Here is a 16,346-nt window from a genome sequence, read left to right as displayed (position 1 = left end):
TTTTTTATACCAGACCGCCGGCGGCCGGCGCGGCGGGGGGGCCGGGGTGGGGTGGGGCCCCCCCGGGGGCGCCCAACACCTGGGCACGCTGGGCAGATACGTCCGCCTCGATCGTGTCGAGCAGTCCCTGCCAGCCGGCCGCACCGTGCAGCGGCGCAAACAAGGGGGTGGCGCGCAACCACGCCGCATCGCGGAAGCCGGCGTTCACCGCGTGATGCAGGGCCGCCAGCGCTGCGGCGGCGTCGCCCCGCGCCTGCAGCAACAACGCGCGTTCCAGCGCGGTATCCGACCAACCATCGTCCGCCTGGCCCTCCAGCGCATGCAGGCGCGTGGCGACCCACGCCGGCGTGGCGGCCTCATCGCCATACAGCCCGGCCAGGGTCTGCCCCATCGACTGCTGCGGACGCAGGGCACGGCTACGCTCGAAGGCCTCTGCAGCGCCCTGCCGGTCCCCCTTCAACAGCAGCAGTTCGCCTTGCAGGCGCAGCAGTTGCGGATGCGGCGTGCCGCGGGCCAGCGCCTGATCGAGCGCCTGCTGCGCCTTGCCCGGCTCGCCCATCGCCAGCAGGCTGTGCGGCCAGGCGATGTTGGCGAACACATTGTCGGGATAGAGCTGGAAGTTGTGTGCATGGCGGCGCGCGGCGGCATCGGTGAAACCGAGCAGCTCCAGTTCGCGCGCGACCTGCACGTCGCGGAAGCGAACCCGCTCGGGCGCGCGCAGCGACAGGTTGTCCTGCAGCGCCTGCGCAAGGTACCCGCGTTCCTGACGCAGATAGGCCAGCGAGGCGCGGGTGCGCTCATCATCCGGGTCGCGCTGCAGGGCCTGCTGGTAGTCGGCCATGGCCTGCGGCATCGCGCCGAGGCAATCGTAGGCGTAGCCCCGCGCCGCCCATCCGGCCGCATCGTCCGGCGCCATGCGGACCCCCTGGCCGGCCAGCACCAATGCCTCCTGCGCGCGCTCGCGGGCGCCATTGAACAGGCAGGCATCCGCAGCCAGCGCCCGCGCGAGCCCGCGCCGCGCCGCCAGTGATTCGGGGTCGATCTGCAGCGCCTGGCGGTACAACGCCATCGCGCGCTCGTTGTTGCTGGCCTGGCCGATGCCCGCGTAATACGCAGCACGCTGCAGCACCGGATCGGCAGGCGACACCGGCGCGGTGCCGGGGCGGATCACGATCAACGCGCCAACCGCTGCGGCCGCTGTCATTCCCGCTGCCATCCAGACCCAGTGTGTACGTCCGTGCCTGCGTGTCGCGCGGGCACCCTCAGTGGTACCGGTGGCAACGGTGTCGTGCATCACCGGCTGCGGCGGTGTGCACAGCTGGTAGCCACGGCCGCGCACCGAGCGCACATACCGTGGCCGTCGGCTGTCATCGCCCAAGGCCTGCCTGAGCAACTTCACCCGCTGGCTGATCGCATCCTCGCCGACCACCGCCGGTGCCCACACCTGCTCGGCCAGCGTGTCGAAATCGACGACGGCGTCGCCATGCGCCAGCAGACACTCCAACAGCCGCCAACTCAGCCCGTTGACCGGCAACACCTCATCCCCGCGCCGCACTTGCTGTGCGGTGCGGTCGATGTGCAGATCCAGCAGGCGGACGGTCTCCATGCCGGCAAGCATAGGGCACGTGCCTGCGTCGCGGTGCCCCTTCCCGCGGGGCTTACTTCGCAGGGCCCTGGAACGGCGCCACCATCGCCTTGAGCAGGCTGCCCTGCGCATCGTCGCCGGTCAGCTCCCACATGAAGACACCGCGCAGGCCGCTGTCCTTGGCGAACTTCGCGCGCAGGCCGATCGAGGTGGGATCCTCGAAGCTGACGAAGACCTTCTCGGTGGCGTTGTACAACCACGGGCTCTGCGCAACCCGGTGCCAGTGCCGCTGCCAGCCGGGTTGGCCGAGCATGCTGGCCTGGATCTGCCGCCAGTCGCCGGCCGGATGCGGCACGCTGTAGGGCTGGTAGAGGCCATGATTGGCGTCGCCTTCAAGCTTGAAGCCGCGGCCGTAGAACGGCATCCCCAGCACCAGCTTCTCCTTCGGCACGCCCTGCTGCTCGTAGTAGGCCACCGCGCCGGCCACGCTGTTCCAGCGCTTCAGCCCGGGTGCCAGCGGATCTTCGGGCACCTCGTGCAGCGGCGCGTTGAAGGTGGACACCGCTGAAAAGCCGGTGCCCATGTCGTAGCTCATCAGGTTGATGAAATCGAGCGTGCGGCCGAGCGCCTTGAGCTCATAGCTCCGTGCCGGATCATACGGCCCATCGGTCTGCACGCGGCCGGCCGGCAGTGCGGCGGTGACCAGCCGGTGCTGGCCGTCGGCCTTGTCCAGCGCATCCAGCTGGCGGCGGAACTCGCGCACCAGCAGGGTCATGTTGCGGCGATCCTCCGGGCGGTCGGTGATCTCGGCCGGGCCGCCATACACGGGGAACTCCCAGTCGATGTCCACGCCGTCAAAGCTGCCGCGATGACGCTCGAAGAACATCGCCACGCAGGAAGACACGAAGCGCTGGCGGCTTTGGGCGGTCAGTGCTGCATCGGAGAAGCCCCCGGCGTTCCAGCCGCCGATCGAGATCAACGTGTGCAGCTTGGGATGCGCGCGCTTGAGCGTGGCCAGCGCCTTGAAGTGCGCATCCGCCTCCGGCGCGACCACGCATTGCCCTTGATCGATGGTGGCGAACGCGTAGAACAGATGGGTCAGCGTATCGGCCGGAATGTTCTCCACCGGATAGCGCTCGGCGGAGCCGCCGGGGTAATACGCACCGATCACCTTGGGCAACGGCTCGGCGGCGGAAGCGGCCTGCGGCATGACGCTGGCGATCAGGACGGCGAGGACAGCGACAGTAGAACGGAACATGGGATCTCCCGGATCGAAGGCGAGGCCACGTTAGCAGCGCGATGTGGTGTGTGGGCGCTTTACGCGGTGATGTCCTGCGAATCCGTCCGGCGGACACGCACGGCTGACCCGCGCGGGCCTGGCGACGGTCTGCAGGCCGCGCAGCGCGAGCGGGTAAGCGCCACAGACATGTCACCCGAGGGCGTCGACTGCGGCGCATGAACACGCAATCTGTCCCGCACGCCCCGCTGCGCAGAACGCGGGCACAAAAAAAGCGGGCCGAAGCCCGCTTTTTTCTTGTCTGCGTAGGCGTGAGGACCGACGGTCCTCACCTACCGCGAGATCGGCGTGGGCCGATTACTCGGCGGCCGGGGCGCCCTCGCCTTCTTCGACGGCCTTCATCGACAGGCGGATACGGCCCTGCTTGTCGACTTCCAGCACCTTGACCTTGACCACATCGCCTTCCTTCAGCACATCGCCGACCTTCTCGACGCGGTCGCTGGAGATCTGCGACACGTGGACCAGACCGTCCTTGCCCGGCAGGATCGTGACGAACGCACCGAAGTCCATGATCTTGGCGACCTTGCCTTCGTAGATGCGGCCCGGCTCGACGTCCGAGGTGATCTGCTCGATGCGGGCCTTGGCAGCCTGCGCAGCGATGGCATTGACCGATGCGATGACGATGGTGCCGTCATCCTGGATGTCGATCTGGGTGCCGGTTTCCTTGGTGATGGCCTGGATGGTGGAACCACCCTTGCCGATCACTTCGCGGATCTTGTCCGGGTGGATCTTGATGGTCAGCAGGCGCGGCGCGTAGTCCGACAGCTCTTCGCGCGGGGCGGTCAGGCCGTGGGCCATTTCACCCAGGATGTGCAGACGGCCAGCCTTGGCCTGCTGCAGTGCCTGCTTCATGATCTCTTCGGTGATGCCTTCGATCTTGATGTCCATCTGCAGGGCGGAGATGCCCTCAGCGGTACCGGCGACCTTGAAGTCCATGTCGCCCAGGTGATCTTCATCACCCAGGATGTCGGACAGGACGACGAAGCGCTCGCCTTCCTTGACCAGACCCATGGCGATACCGGCCACCGGCGACTTCACCGGCACACCGGCGTCCATCAGGGCCAGCGAGGAACCGCAGACCGAGGCCATCGACGAGGAGCCGTTGGATTCGGTGATTTCCGAGACCACGCGGATGGTGTACGGGAAGGCTTCCAGCGACGGCATCACTGCCAGCACGCCGCGCTTGGCGAGACGGCCGTGGCCGATTTCGCGACGCTTCGGGCCCATCATGCGGCCGGTCTCGCCCACCGAGTAGGGGGGGAAGTTGTAATGGAAGAGGAAGTTTTCCTTGTACTCGCCGGCGACGGCATCGATGACCTGGCCATCACGGGCGGTGCCCAGGGTGATGGTCACGATGGCCTGCGTTTCACCGCGGGTGAACAGCGAGGAGCCGTGGGTACGCGGCAGGATGCCGGTCTTGACCGAGATCGGGCGGACGGTGTCCAGCGCACGGCCGTCGATGCGGACCTTGGTGTCGAGCACCGAGTTGCGCATGGTGCTGTATTCCAGCTCGCCGAATTCCTTCGACAGCTCGGCCGGGTTCCAGCCTTCGGCGGCCACACGGCCAGCCAGCGACTCGACCACGTCCTTCTTGATCGCCGAGATGGCGTCACGGCGCTGCAGCTTGTCGCGCACCTGGAAGGCTTCGCCCAGGCGCGGGCCGATGGCTTCCTGCAGGGCGCTGATCAGCACGTCGTTCTTGGCCGGGGCTTCCCAGGTCGACGGCTTGGTGCCGGCTTCCACGGTCAGCTCGTTGATCGCGTTGATGACCTTCTGCATTTCGCGGTGACCGAAGGTCACAGCGCCCAGCATCACGTCTTCGGACAGCAGCGCGGCTTCGGATTCCACCATCAGCACGGCGTTGGCGGTACCGGCGACAACCAGCTCCAGCTCCGAATCCTTCAGTTCGGTCACGGTCGGGTTGAGGATGTACTCACCGTTCTTGTAACCCACCTTGGCGGCGGCGATCGGACCCTTGAACGGGGTGCCGGCCAGCGACAGCGCAGCCGAGGCGCCGATCAGGGCAGCGATGTCGCCATCGATGTCCGGGTTCAGCGACATCACCGTGGCGATGATCTGAACTTCGTTCTTGTAGTCTTCCGGGAACAGCGGACGGATCGGGCGATCGATCAGGCGCGAAATCAGCGTCTCTTTTTCGGTCGCGCGGCCTTCGCGCTTGAAGAAACCGCCCGGGATACGGCCACCTGCGTAGAACTTCTCCTGATAGTCGCAGGTCAGGGGGAAGAAGTCCTGGCCCTCACGCGCGCTCTTGGCGGCAACGGCGGAGACCAGCAGCACGGTGTCGTCGAACTTGACGATGACGGCACCGCCGGCCTGACGGGCGATTTCGCCGGTTTCAAGCGTGACGGTGTGCTTGCCGTACTGGAAGGTTTTGGTGATTTTTGCCACGGGGGTTTCCTTGGATGATGCTTTCTTCAATGGACCGCGGGCGACCCTTGCCGCCGACGGGTGACCGGTTGTCCGGCCCATACGTTTGATGCGGTACTGCCAAAACAAAACCGCGGCGCATTCCTGCGCCGCGGTGGGGGTTCGTGCTTAGCGACGCAGGCCGAGCTTTTCGATCAGGGCCTTGTAACGCGGAGCGTCTTTCTTCTTCAGGTAGTCCAGCAGGCTGCGGCGGCGGTTGACCATCTGCAGCAGACCACGACGGCTGTGGTGATCCTTCTTGTGGGTCTTGAAGTGGCCGGTCAGCAGTTCGATGCGGGCGGTCAGCAGAGCGACCTGGACTTCCGGGGAGCCGGTGTCAGCCGCGCTGCGCTTGTTGTCTTCAATGACTTTCTGGGTGTCGATCGACATATCTGTTTTCTCTTGGATGCGTGGCCCGCAGAAACGTCCCATTGACGTACCGCGCGACTCGCCGTTAACGAAAGGATGAACCCGCAGAACGCGGGAAGCCTGAAAAGGCCGCGGAATTGTAACGTCCGCGGGCGTCAGGAACAAGGACCGGGGTGGTGCCCGGGCGGCTCGCTCAGAGGTTGAACAGGCGCTGCGGGGCCAGCAGACCGGTCTCGTCGACCTGGCCCAGGCCCTGGATTGCCTCCGCCGGGCCGAAGACCACCACCCCACCCTGCGGCCAGCTGGCGTCCCGGATCCGCTGCCCGACGCGGAAGCGACGGATCTGCTCGTCGTCCAGCGTGACCCGGGGGTAATGGGCCAGACCCGCGTCCAGCGGCAGCAGCAGGGCCTCCATGCCGGCTTCATCGCCCTGCTCGGCCAAGGCGCGCAGGGTCTCCAGGGTGACCATCGGTGCCTCACGGAAGGGATCCACCCAGAGCCGGCGCAGGCCGGCGATATGGGCGCCGCAGCCCAGCGTCTCGCCAAGATCGCGGGCCAGGCTGCGGATGTAGGTGCCTGAACCGCAGGTCACCCGCAGCGACAGCCGGGTCGGTTGCTGCGCCAGCACCTCCAGGGCGTGGACCTCCACATCGCGCTCCGGCGCTTCGATCGCCTCGCCACGGCGGGCCTTCAGGTACAGCGGCTCGCCGCCCTGCTTGAGCGCGGAGTAGATCGGGGCGCGCTGGCGGATGCGACCGCGCAGCGGTGCCAGCGCCGCCTCCAGTTCGGCCGCACTGATGGCCGGGACCGGGCGCTCGCGCAGCACGGTGCCATCGGAATCGTCGGTATCGGTGGTCTGGCCCAGCACCACCTCGGCGTCATAGGCCTTGGCCGAGCCGAGCAGCAGGCCCGCGATCTTGGTCGCTTCACCGAAGCACAGTGGCAGCAGACCGGTGGCCAGCGGATCCAGGCTGCCGGTGTGGCCGCCCTTCTCGGCGCGGTACAGGCGGCGGGCCACCTGCAGGGCCGCGTTGGAGCTCATGCCGGTCGGCTTGTCGAGCAGCAGGATGCCATCCAGGCGGCGGAATGAAATTCGGGGTGCCATGCATTCAATTCAAAACGGCGCCGTGTGGCGCTGCCGGTCAATCCGGCCTCCGGCGGAGCGGTCGCACTGCGACAGGCCCCGCCCCATAAGACAACAGCCCTTTCGGGCTGTTGGTCCATCAGGCTTTCTTTTCGCCTTCGTCGGCGTCTTCGCCTTCGTCGTCTTCGCCGCCGTCATCACCCTGCCGGCTCTTCTCTGCCGCCAGCGTATCGGGCAGATCGCGCAGGATGTTGTCGATGCGCTCGCCGCGATCCACCGAATCATCGTAGTGGAAGTGCAGCTCGGGCACGTGGCGCAGCTTCATCGCACGCGCCAGCTCCATCCGCAGCTCCCAGGCCAATTCCTTCAGGCCTTTCATGGCCTCCACCGAACGTTCGGGCATCAGCGCGGTGACGAAGATCTTGGCATGCGCCATGTCACGGGTGATTTCCACGTCGGAGACGCTCACCGAAGGCAGGCCGTGTACACGCACGGCGTTGTGCACGAGCGTCCCCAGTTCGCGGCGGATCTGGGCGGAAACACGGTCGGTTCGATGGAAGGTCTTTGGCACGGTAGGCGGACTCGTCTTGAAGGGTGATGCGTAAGCGAAAAAGCCGGACCGCGCGATGCGGTCCGGCCTGGAACATTACAGGGTGCGCGGCACTTCGATACGCTCGAAGCACTCGATCTGATCACCCGGCTTGACGTCGTTGTAAGCCTTCACGCCGATACCGCATTCGGTACCGTTGCGGACTTCTTCGACGTTCTCCTTGAAGCGACGCAGCGATTCCAGCTCGCCTTCGAAGACCACGACGCTGTCGCGCAGGACGCGGATCGGCTTGCTGCGCTTCACCGTGCCTTCGATGATCATGCAGCCTGCGACCGCACCGAACTTCGAGCTGCGGAACACATCGCGGACCTGGGCGATACCGATGATCTCTTCGCGGATTTCCACGCCGAGCAGACCGGAGGCCACCTGCTTCACCTGATCGATCACGTCATAGATGATCGAGAAGTAACGCAGGTCCACACCGTTGGACTCGATGATGCGACGCGCGGAGGCGTCGGCACGCACGTTGAAGCCGATCACGGTGGCCTTGGAGGCAACCGCCGAGTTGGCGTCCGATTCGGTGATGCCGCCCACGCCGGAGTGGATCACGTTGATGCGGATGTCGTCGTTGGACAGCGCGACCAGTGCCTGGCTCAGCGCCTGCACCGAACCCTGCACATCGGCCTTGATCACCAGGTTCAGCACCTGCTGGCCATCGCCCTTGCCCAGAGTCGCCATGATGTCTTCCATGCGGCTGCCCGCGGACTGCACCAGGCGCGATTCACGGCGCTTGGTTTCGCGCTGCTGCGCAACGTCCTTGGCCAGACGCTCGTCTTCAACCACGACGAAGTCATCACCGGCATCCGGCACGCCGGACAGACCCAGCACCTGCACCGGAATCGACGGGCCAGCCTGATCAGGCTGTGCGCCGGTTTCGTCGAACAGGGCGCGCACGCGGCCGTACTGGATACCGCAGACCAGGTAATCGCCCTTCTTCAGCGAACCCTGCTGCACCAGCACGGTGGCGATCGGGCCACGGCCCTTGTCCAGCGAGGACTCGATGACCACGCCGGTGGCGCGACCGTCGGCCACGGCCTTCAGTTCCAGCAGTTCAGCCTGGATCGAGATCGCGTCCAGCAGGTCATCGATGCCCAGACCGGCCTTGGCCGAGATCTCGACCATCTGCACGTCACCACCGAAATCTTCGGAGACGACCTGCTCGGTGAGCAGCTCGTTCTTGACGCGCATCGGATCGGCACCGGACTTGTCGATCTTGTTGATCGCCACGATCAGCGGCACACCCGCCGAACGGGCGTGCTGGATGGCTTCCTTGGTCTGCGGCATGACGCCGTCATCGGCCGCCACCACCAGCACCACGATGTCGGTCAGCTTGGCACCGCGGGCACGCATGGACGTAAACGCCGCGTGGCCCGGTGTATCCAGGAAGCTGATCACGCCCTTCGGCGTTTCAACGTGGTACGCACCGATGTGCTGGGTGATGCCACCGGCTTCGCCCGTGGCAACCTTGGTGCGGCGGATGTAATCCAGCAGCGAGGTCTTGCCGTGGTCGACGTGGCCCATGATGGTGACCACCGGCGGACGTGCCACCGGCTCGCCCTGGTTGCCACCGGCCAGCGCCAGCAGCGCGTCTTCGGCGTCGTTGGTGTTGGCACGGATCACGTTGTGGCCGAGTTCTTCGGTCACCAGCGCGGCGGTGTCATGGTCGATGGTCTGGGTGATGGTCGCCATGACGCCCATCTTGAACAGCGCCTTGACCACATCGCCGCCCTTGACGGCCAGCTTCTGGGCCAGATCGGCGACGGTGATGGTGTCGCCGATGGTGACGTCACGCACGATCGGCGCGACCGGACGTTCGAACCCATGGGCACCACCGCCGCTGCGCGACTGGTTGCTGTCACGGCGGCTGCCGTGCTGCACGCGCCCGGTCGGACGACCGCGCGAGTTGCTGTTGTTGCCGCGGCGGGCACGATCGGCGGCCGACAGATGCAGCTGGCCGGCGAAGCGGTTGCCACCATCGTCATCGCGCTTGGCGCCCGGACGGTTGTTGTTGTTGTTCGAGTTGCGATCGTCCGAACGCGGTGCCGGACGGGCAGCCGACGGTGCAGCCGGGCGCGCGTTGCGGGCCGGTGCATCGGCAGCAGCCGGCTTGGCCGCAGCCGGGGCCGGCGGTGCGTTCTTGGCCGCTTCAGCAGCGGCTTCGGCCGCCTTGCGCTCGGCTTCGGCACGTTCCTTGGCGTCGATTTCTTCCTGACGCTTGCGGGCGATTTCTTCGTCGCGCGCACGGTCCTTCTCGGCCAGTGCGCGCTGCTCGTCCAGATTGCGCTGGCGGGATTCCTCCAGCTTGCGCAGGATGTCGGCGCGCTCCTCATCCGCGGTCATCGGCTTGCCGCTGGCGTCCTTCATGTAGGTACGCTTCTGGCGCACTTCCACGTTGACGGTCGTCTTGCTGCGGCCGGCACTGACGGTCACTTCCTGCAACTTGCGACGGTTCAGGGTGATCTTCTTGGCGGCTTCGTCGGTGCTCTCGACGGGCTGCTCGGTCTTGCCGTGCGAGCGACGAAGGAAGCCCAGGAGCTTCACCTTTTCGGTACTGGTCACGACCTGGTCGGGACCGCTGAACTTCATGCCGGCTTCGGCAAGTTGTACGAGCAGTTTATCGACCGGGGTGTTGACCAGTTCGGCAAGCTTGCGGATGGTGGTTTGCTGCGACATTCGGATCCTATGATCTGGTTGGCGCTCCCTCGAAACGTGCGAAGGCAGCGCGGAGTCTAAGCCCTGAGCGGGTCAGGGCACTGTTCATCGCTGGCTCATTCGCCGCGCTCCAGGCGGGCGATCTCCTCGGCTCGGGCGGCAAGGATCAGGGCGGCGGCGCGCTCCTGGTCCATGTCCTCGATGCCGAACTCGAGGATCTCGTCGGCGGCCAGGTCCGACAGGTCCTCACTGGTACGCACGCCGTGACCGGCCAGGGCGTAGGCAGTTGCCTCGTCCATGCCTTCCAGGGCGAGCAGGTCTTCCGACGGCGAGCCGTCTTCCAGACCTTCTTCCACCGCGAGCGCTTCGTTGAGCAGCGCATCGCGGGCACGGGCACGCAGCTCTTCGACGATGTCTTCGTCGAAGCCTTCCACGGCCAGCAGTTCGCCGACCGGGACGTAGGCGATTTCTTCCACGGTGTTGAAGCCTTCGGTCACCAGGATGGCGGCGATTTCTTCATCCACTTCCAGCTTGTCCATGAACAGCTGGCGGGCAACACCCTGCTCTGCCTCGGACTTGGCGGTCACCTGGTCCTGGGTCATCACATTGAGCTGCCAACCGGTCAGGCGGCTGGCAAGACGGACGTTCTGGCCGCCCTTGCCGATCGCCTGGGCCAAGCGCTCTTCCGCCACGGCCAGGTCCATCGAGTGCTTTTCTTCATCGACGATGATCGACTGCACTTCCGCCGGCGCCATCGCGTTGATGACGAAGTTGGCGGGGTTCTCGTTCCACAGCACGATGTCCACGCGCTCGCCATTGAGCTCGTTGGACACGGCCTGCACGCGCGAACCGCGCATGCCGATGCAGGCACCGATCGGATCGGTACGCGAATCGTGGGCCAGCACGGCGATCTTGGCGCGGTCGCCCGGATCACGTGCACAGGCCTTGATCTCGACCAGGCCCTGGCCGACTTCCGGCACTTCGAGCTTGAACAGTTCGATCATGAATTCCGGGGCGGCGCGGCTGATGAACAGCTGCGGGCCACGCGGTTCGGAGCGAACTTCGGCCAGGTAACCGCGCACGCGGTCGCCAGCGCGCAGTACGTCGCGCGGAATGCCCTTGTCCTTCGGAATGAAGGCCTCGGCGTTCCCGCCCAGGTCCACATAGATGTTGCCGCGCTCGGCGCGCTTGACCACACCGGTGACCAGTTCGCCGACGCGATCCTTCCACGCATCGACCACCTGCTGACGCTCGGCCTCGCGCACGCGCTGGACGATCACCTGCTTGGCGGCCTGTGCGGCGATACGGCCGAAGTCCGGGTTTTCGATCTGCTCTTCGATGTAGTCGCCGACTTCCACGCCGTCGGCTTCATCGATGGCGTCCATCAGACGGATCTGGCGGTCCGGGGACTCCATGACCACGTCATCGGCCACCACTTCCCAGCGGCGGAAGGTTTCGTAGTTGCCGTCCTTGTGGTCGATCGACACACGGGCCAGCACTTCTTCTTCCGGGTAACGCTTTTTGGCAGCCGAAGCCAACGCTGCCTCGATGGCATCGAAGATGACTTCGCGCGGGACGCCTTTTTCGTTGGCGACCGCATCCACTACCAGCAAAAGTTCCTTGCTCATTGGCTCACTCCGCGCGCGGCTTTTTGGCCGCCGGCTCGTTGGATGGTTTCTTGTTCGCCTTGCCACCCTGTTTGGGTGCCGGGCCAGTCGGTTTGGTCGGAGCCAGGCCGAGGGCGGCCCAGTCCGGCATGATGCGCGCCTTGTCGATGTTGTCGATGTCGGCGGTAAACGGGGCATTGTCGACCTTGAAGGTGACCGTGCCTTGTTCGATATCCACGGCGAGGATCTCGCCCTGCAGACGGCGGCGGCCGTCCTGCGGCAGGCTCAGCGTCACCTTTGCCGATTCGCCGATGGCGCGCTCGAACTGGTCGCCGGTGAACAGCGGGCGGTCCACGCCCGGCGAAGACACTTCCAGCGTGTAGTTCGCCGTGATCGGGTCCTCGACGTCCAGCTGGGCGGACACTTCGCGGCTGACGCGTTCGCAGTCGTCGATGTTGACGATGCGCTCGGGCTGTTCGGCCAGCGGCACGTCGATGTACAGGCGCAGCGTGGCACCACCCGGGGCGGTCAGATATTCCACGCCCAGCAGCTCGAGACCCAGCGACTGAACGGTGGGGGCGAGCAGATTCGCGATTTCGGTTGCCTTGTCGCTCACAGTCGGCCTTGATTCGTTGAAAAGAAATACGGGTCTGGTCCGTTGCATGGACCACCTTCCGGAAACAACAAAGGGCCCGTTGGGCCCCTGTCCGGTACAACTCCGGTCATGCTGGATTCCGGTGCAGATGCGCACGTGGTGCGTTCCTGCGAGCCCAGCGTTCCGGGGGTCATGGCGGCCTGGGTACAGGTTGCCGTTCCTGGAAGCCGGTTGCGGGGCCTGTTCATTTCCGTTGACAGGAGATGAGTAGACAGTCCGCTAAGCCACTGATGATAGCCGTTGCACCGCGCTGGTGCAATGGCTGGGGTGGTTTGTGGTGTCTCTATTCGGAAAGCTGAACAGCCAAAGCGGGCTGTTTCGGCTTTCGTCCAGGGCATCGGTGCAGGCAGGTCCGCGGGACGCGCCGTGAACCCCGCTCCGCGGCCCGGCCCAGCCGCTGGCGGCTGTGCGTTCGAACGCATGCGAGGCAGTGCCTCGCAGGCAATGCGCCCTCACCCATGGGGGCTCATGGGCGACATCCATGTCGCCCAATGGTCCCGCCAACCACTACTCGCCATTGATCTTGGGTGCGCTTCGATGCCGATGCCATAACGAAAAAAGCGACCTCGTTGCCGAGATCGCCTTTTCGTCTACTGCATCTGCACTGCAGATTTTCTGTGGTAGCGGGGGCAGGATTTGAACCTGCGACCTTCGGGTTATGAGCCCGACGAGCTGCCAGACTGCTCCACCCCGCAGCAGAAGCGGAATTGTAAGGGACTTTGAGTTCCCGCGCAACCCCTTTGAAACATCGGCTGTGAAAGGCGAGCCAGACCCAGGAACGAAAAAAGCGACACCGTTTCCGGTATCGCTTGATTCGTCCACTGCCTCCGGTTTGCACCGGAGCTATATGGTAGCGGGGGCAGGATTTGAACCTGCGACCTTCGGGTTATGAGCCCGACGAGCTGCCAGACTGCTCCACCCCGCAGCAGAAGCGGATGAGTGCGGAAGACCAGGGGGACTTCCTAGCAACGATGTTCTGGCGAAACCGCTGCATCAACAACTCAGGAGATGAATATTACACGAGTTGCGCACGTTTGTATCGTTTTTTACGAAATATGTGCAAATGCCTGCTGGCACCACACCATGATCGGGTTCCACGCCACACCCAGGGCCAGCAGCGCCAGGGCATTCACGCCCAGCACCACGCCCAGCACGCGGTCGTTGTTGGCCGGCAGCGGCTCACCCACCGGCTCATCGAAGTACATGACCTTGATGACGCGCAGGTAGTAGAAGCAGCCGATCACGGCGCAGATCACGCCGACCATGGCCAGCCACAGCATGTCGCCCTGGATCGCGGCACCGAGCACGGCCAGTTTGGTCCAGAAGCCCAGGAACGGCGGGATGCCTGCCAGCGACGCCATGATGCACAGGACCAGGCCCGCCATCCACGGGTTGCGGGCATTCAGACCCTTGAAGTCTTCGATCTTCTCGGCCTCAAAGCCATTACGCGACAATGCGATGATCGCGCCGAACGCAGCAGTGGACATGATCGCGTAGCTCAGGGCGTAGAACAGCGCCGCCGAGTAACCCCGCTCGCCACCACCGGCCATGCCCATCAGCAGGAAGCCGATGTGCGAGACGGTCGAGAACGCGAGCATGCGCTTGAGGTTGGTCTGCGCGATCGCCATCAGATTGCCGATCACCAGCGACAGTGCGGCCAGACCACCGATCAGGTACTTCCACTCGTCGGCCAGCGGACCCACGCCCATTTCCAGCAGGCGGTAGGCCATGCCGAACGCCGCCAGCTTCGGGGCCGAGCTGATGAACAGCGCGACCGGTGCCGGGGCACCCTGGTAGACGTCGGGCAGCCACATGTGGAACGGGGCGGCACCCAGCTTGAAGGCAACACCGGCGATCATGAACACCGCGCCGGTCAGCAGCAGCATCTTCTCTTCGGTATGCGGAATGGCCGCGTTGATGGCATCCAGGTGCAGCGAGCCGGTGGCGCCGTAGATCAGCGACATGCCGTACAGCAGCAGGCCCGAGGCGAGCGAGCCGAGCACGATGTACTTCATCGCCGCTTCCGAGGCCAGGCCGTTTTCACGGTTGCTGGCGACCAGGGCGTAAGAGCACAGCGCCAGCAGTTCCAGGCCCAGATAGACCATCAGCAGGCTGCCGGCCGAGACCAGGATCATCATGCCCGCGGTGGCGAACAGGATCAGCACCGGGATCTCGCCCTGGTAGAGCTTGCGCTCGCGCAGGTAGCTCCAACCGTAGATCAGGGTCAGGCCGCTGCACAGCACGATCACGGTCTTCATCACGTCGGCCGCGTTGTCGCGGACGAACATGCCGTGGAAGACCTCGCCCTGCCCGCCCACTCCGGTGGCGAGCATGAAGAACACGACCGCCAGCGCAGCGATCGAGAACAGGTGGGTCCAGATCTTGTTCTTCTCACTGATGAAAAGATCAAGCATCAACAGGGCGAACGCACTGCCAACCAGCACCAGCTCGGGAGCGAGCGGCGGGAGGTCAGCGGCGGTCAGTGGCAACAGCGGCGAGGTGGTCATCATCAAATCCTGGAATCAATACTCTCGACGGCCCGATTACAGCAGCTTGCTGGATGCGATCTGCATCGCCAGCTTCGCGATCGAGGGCTCCATCAGGTCGGTCAGCGGCTTGGGGTACAGGCCCAGGGCAAGGGTGCCCACGGCGAATACACCCAACACCAGCCACTCGCGACCGTTGATGTCCTTCAGTTCGGCGACATGGGCGTTGGCCACTTCACCGAAGAACACGCGCTTGTACAGCCACAGCGTATACGCCGCGGTGATCACCAGGGTGCTCGCCGCGCCGAGTGCCAGCCACGGATTGCGCTGGAAGCTGGCCATGATGATCATGAATTCACCGACGAAACCGCTGGTACCCGGCAGGCCGGCATTGGCCATGAAGAACAGCATGGCGAAGGTGGCGAACCAGGGCATCACGTTGACCACGCCGCCGTAATCGGCGATGCGGCGGCTGTGCATGCGGTCGTACAGCACACCCACGCAGGAGAACATCGCGCCGGACACGAAACCGTGCGAGACCATCTGCACCATCGCGCCCTGCAGGCCCAGGCGGGCTGCGTCCGGGTTACCGGCGTCACGCACCAGCCACAGGGCGATGAAGGTGCCCAGGGTGACGAAGCCCATGTGCGCGATCGACGAATAGGCGATCAGCTTCTTCATGTCGTCCTGCACCAGGGCGACCAGGCCGACGTAGATCACCGCAATGAGCGACAGCGCGATCACCAGCCAGGCCCATTCATGCGAGGCGTCCGGCACGATCGGCAGGTTGAAGCGCAGGAAGCCGTAGCCACCGATCTTCAGGGCGATGGCGGCCAGGATCACCGAGCCGGCGGTCGGCGCTTCCACGTGGGCGTCCGGCAGCCAGGTGTGGACCGGGAACATCGGCACCTTGACCGCGAAGGCGATCAGGAAGGCGAAGAAGATCCAGGTCTGTTCCTTGCCCGACAGCTGCAGCTGGTACAGGTCGGCCAGCTGGAAGCTGCCGCCCTTCAGGTACAGGTAGATCAGGGCCACCAGCATCAGCACCGAGCCGAGGAAGGTGTACAGGAAGAACTTCAGCGCGGCATAGATGCGGCGCGGGCCGCCCCAGACACCGATGATCAGGAACATCGGGATCAGCATCGCTTCGAAGAACACGTAGAACAGCATCGCGTCCGTCGCCGAGAAGATACCGACGGTGACACCTTCCAGGATCAGGAAGGCGGCCACGTACTGGTTCACGCGCTTGTCGATCGCGCTCCAGGCACCGATCAGGGCCAGCACCGAGACCAGCGTGGTCAGCAGGATCAGCGCGATCGCGATGCCGTCGACGCCGAGGTTGTAGCCGATGTCGTAGGCGGGAATCCAGGCGCGGGTCTCGACGAACTGCAGCGCGTCGATTCCCGTGTCATAGCCGCTGAGCAACGACAGGCTGGCCACGAAGGTCAGCACCGCGACGCCCAGGGACGCCCACCGGGCGGTTTGGGCATCACGGATGGCAAGGATCAATGCACCGCCGATGATCGGCAGCCAGATGAGAACACTAAGTAGGGGCCAGTTCGACACGTCTTCTT

Annotated in this window: 11 protein-coding genes and 2 tRNA genes; all 13 read right to left on the bottom strand. The window is 65.1% G+C overall.

Features of this window, described 5'->3' with window-relative positions:
- Positions 1 to 4: 4 nt before the first annotated feature.
- The 13 genes from QMX81_RS09700 to QMX81_RS09640 all read right to left on the bottom strand — a co-directional run bounded on the left by QMX81_RS09700 (position 5) and on the right by QMX81_RS09640 (position 16,338).
- Positions 5 to 1,606 (bottom strand): winged helix-turn-helix domain-containing protein, encoded by a 1,602-nt coding sequence (locus QMX81_RS09700; RefSeq protein WP_282260981.1) that lies wholly within the window; start codon positions 1,604 to 1,606, stop codon positions 5 to 7.
- A gap of 52 nt (positions 1,607 to 1,658) precedes the next feature.
- Positions 1,659 to 2,843 carry a glycoside hydrolase family 18 protein gene (locus QMX81_RS09695; protein ID WP_282260979.1) on the bottom strand — a complete coding sequence of 395 codons (1,185 nt, stop codon included), beginning with the start codon at positions 2,841 to 2,843 and terminating at the stop codon, positions 1,659 to 1,661.
- Between the two features lie 336 nt (positions 2,844 to 3,179).
- Positions 3,180 to 5,291: a polyribonucleotide nucleotidyltransferase gene (gene pnp / locus QMX81_RS09690; protein WP_121038382.1), complete on the bottom strand. Its 2,112-nt coding sequence runs from the start codon at positions 5,289 to 5,291 to the stop codon at positions 3,180 to 3,182.
- Positions 5,292 to 5,438: 147 nt separating this feature from the next.
- Entirely contained in the window at positions 5,439 to 5,699 is a 261-nt protein-coding gene (rpsO, locus tag QMX81_RS09685) for a 30S ribosomal protein S15 (protein ID WP_038687260.1), read from the bottom strand.
- Between the two features lie 172 nt (positions 5,700 to 5,871).
- Complete coding sequence (truB, locus tag QMX81_RS09680) at positions 5,872 to 6,783, bottom strand: tRNA pseudouridine(55) synthase TruB (protein ID WP_282260970.1); 912 nt, start codon at positions 6,781 to 6,783, stop codon at positions 5,872 to 5,874.
- Positions 6,784 to 6,901: 118 nt separating this feature from the next.
- Positions 6,902 to 7,333, bottom strand: a complete 432-nt coding sequence (gene rbfA, locus QMX81_RS09675) for a 30S ribosome-binding factor RbfA (protein WP_121038388.1) — start codon at positions 7,331 to 7,333, stop codon at positions 6,902 to 6,904.
- Between the two features lie 75 nt (positions 7,334 to 7,408).
- Positions 7,409 to 10,045 carry a translation initiation factor IF-2 gene (gene infB, locus QMX81_RS09670; protein WP_259261443.1) on the bottom strand — a complete coding sequence of 879 codons (2,637 nt, stop codon included), beginning with the start codon at positions 10,043 to 10,045 and terminating at the stop codon, positions 7,409 to 7,411.
- 95 nt (positions 10,046 to 10,140) lie between these two features.
- Complete coding sequence (nusA, locus tag QMX81_RS09665) at positions 10,141 to 11,652, bottom strand: transcription termination factor NusA (RefSeq protein ID WP_121038394.1); 1,512 nt, start codon at positions 11,650 to 11,652, stop codon at positions 10,141 to 10,143.
- 4 nt (positions 11,653 to 11,656) lie between these two features.
- Complete coding sequence (rimP, locus tag QMX81_RS09660) at positions 11,657 to 12,247, bottom strand: ribosome maturation factor RimP (RefSeq protein ID WP_121038397.1); 591 nt, start codon at positions 12,245 to 12,247, stop codon at positions 11,657 to 11,659.
- A gap of 657 nt (positions 12,248 to 12,904) precedes the next feature.
- Positions 12,905 to 12,981: transfer RNA gene (locus QMX81_RS09655), tRNA-Met, on the bottom strand.
- Positions 12,982 to 13,134: 153 nt separating this feature from the next.
- Positions 13,135 to 13,211, bottom strand: a tRNA-Met gene (locus QMX81_RS09650).
- Positions 13,212 to 13,332: 121 nt separating this feature from the next.
- Positions 13,333 to 14,793, bottom strand: coding sequence for an NADH-quinone oxidoreductase subunit NuoN (gene nuoN, locus QMX81_RS09645; protein ID WP_176989302.1), 1,461 nt, complete (start codon positions 14,791 to 14,793; stop codon positions 13,333 to 13,335).
- A 36-nt stretch (positions 14,794 to 14,829) separates the two neighbouring features.
- The gene (locus QMX81_RS09640) at positions 14,830 to 16,338 is read right to left on the bottom strand and encodes an NADH-quinone oxidoreductase subunit M (protein ID WP_282260951.1); all 1,509 of its coding nucleotides are present in this window, start codon (positions 16,336 to 16,338) and stop codon (positions 14,830 to 14,832) included.
- Positions 16,339 to 16,346: the final 8 nt, after the last annotated feature.

Source organism: Stenotrophomonas sp. PS02301 (assembly GCF_029959485.1).
GTDB lineage: Bacteria > Pseudomonadota > Gammaproteobacteria > Xanthomonadales > Xanthomonadaceae > Stenotrophomonas > Stenotrophomonas maltophilia_Z.
The sequence above is the reverse complement of the archived record's forward strand: the minus strand, read 5'-3'. Positions and strand labels throughout refer to the sequence as shown.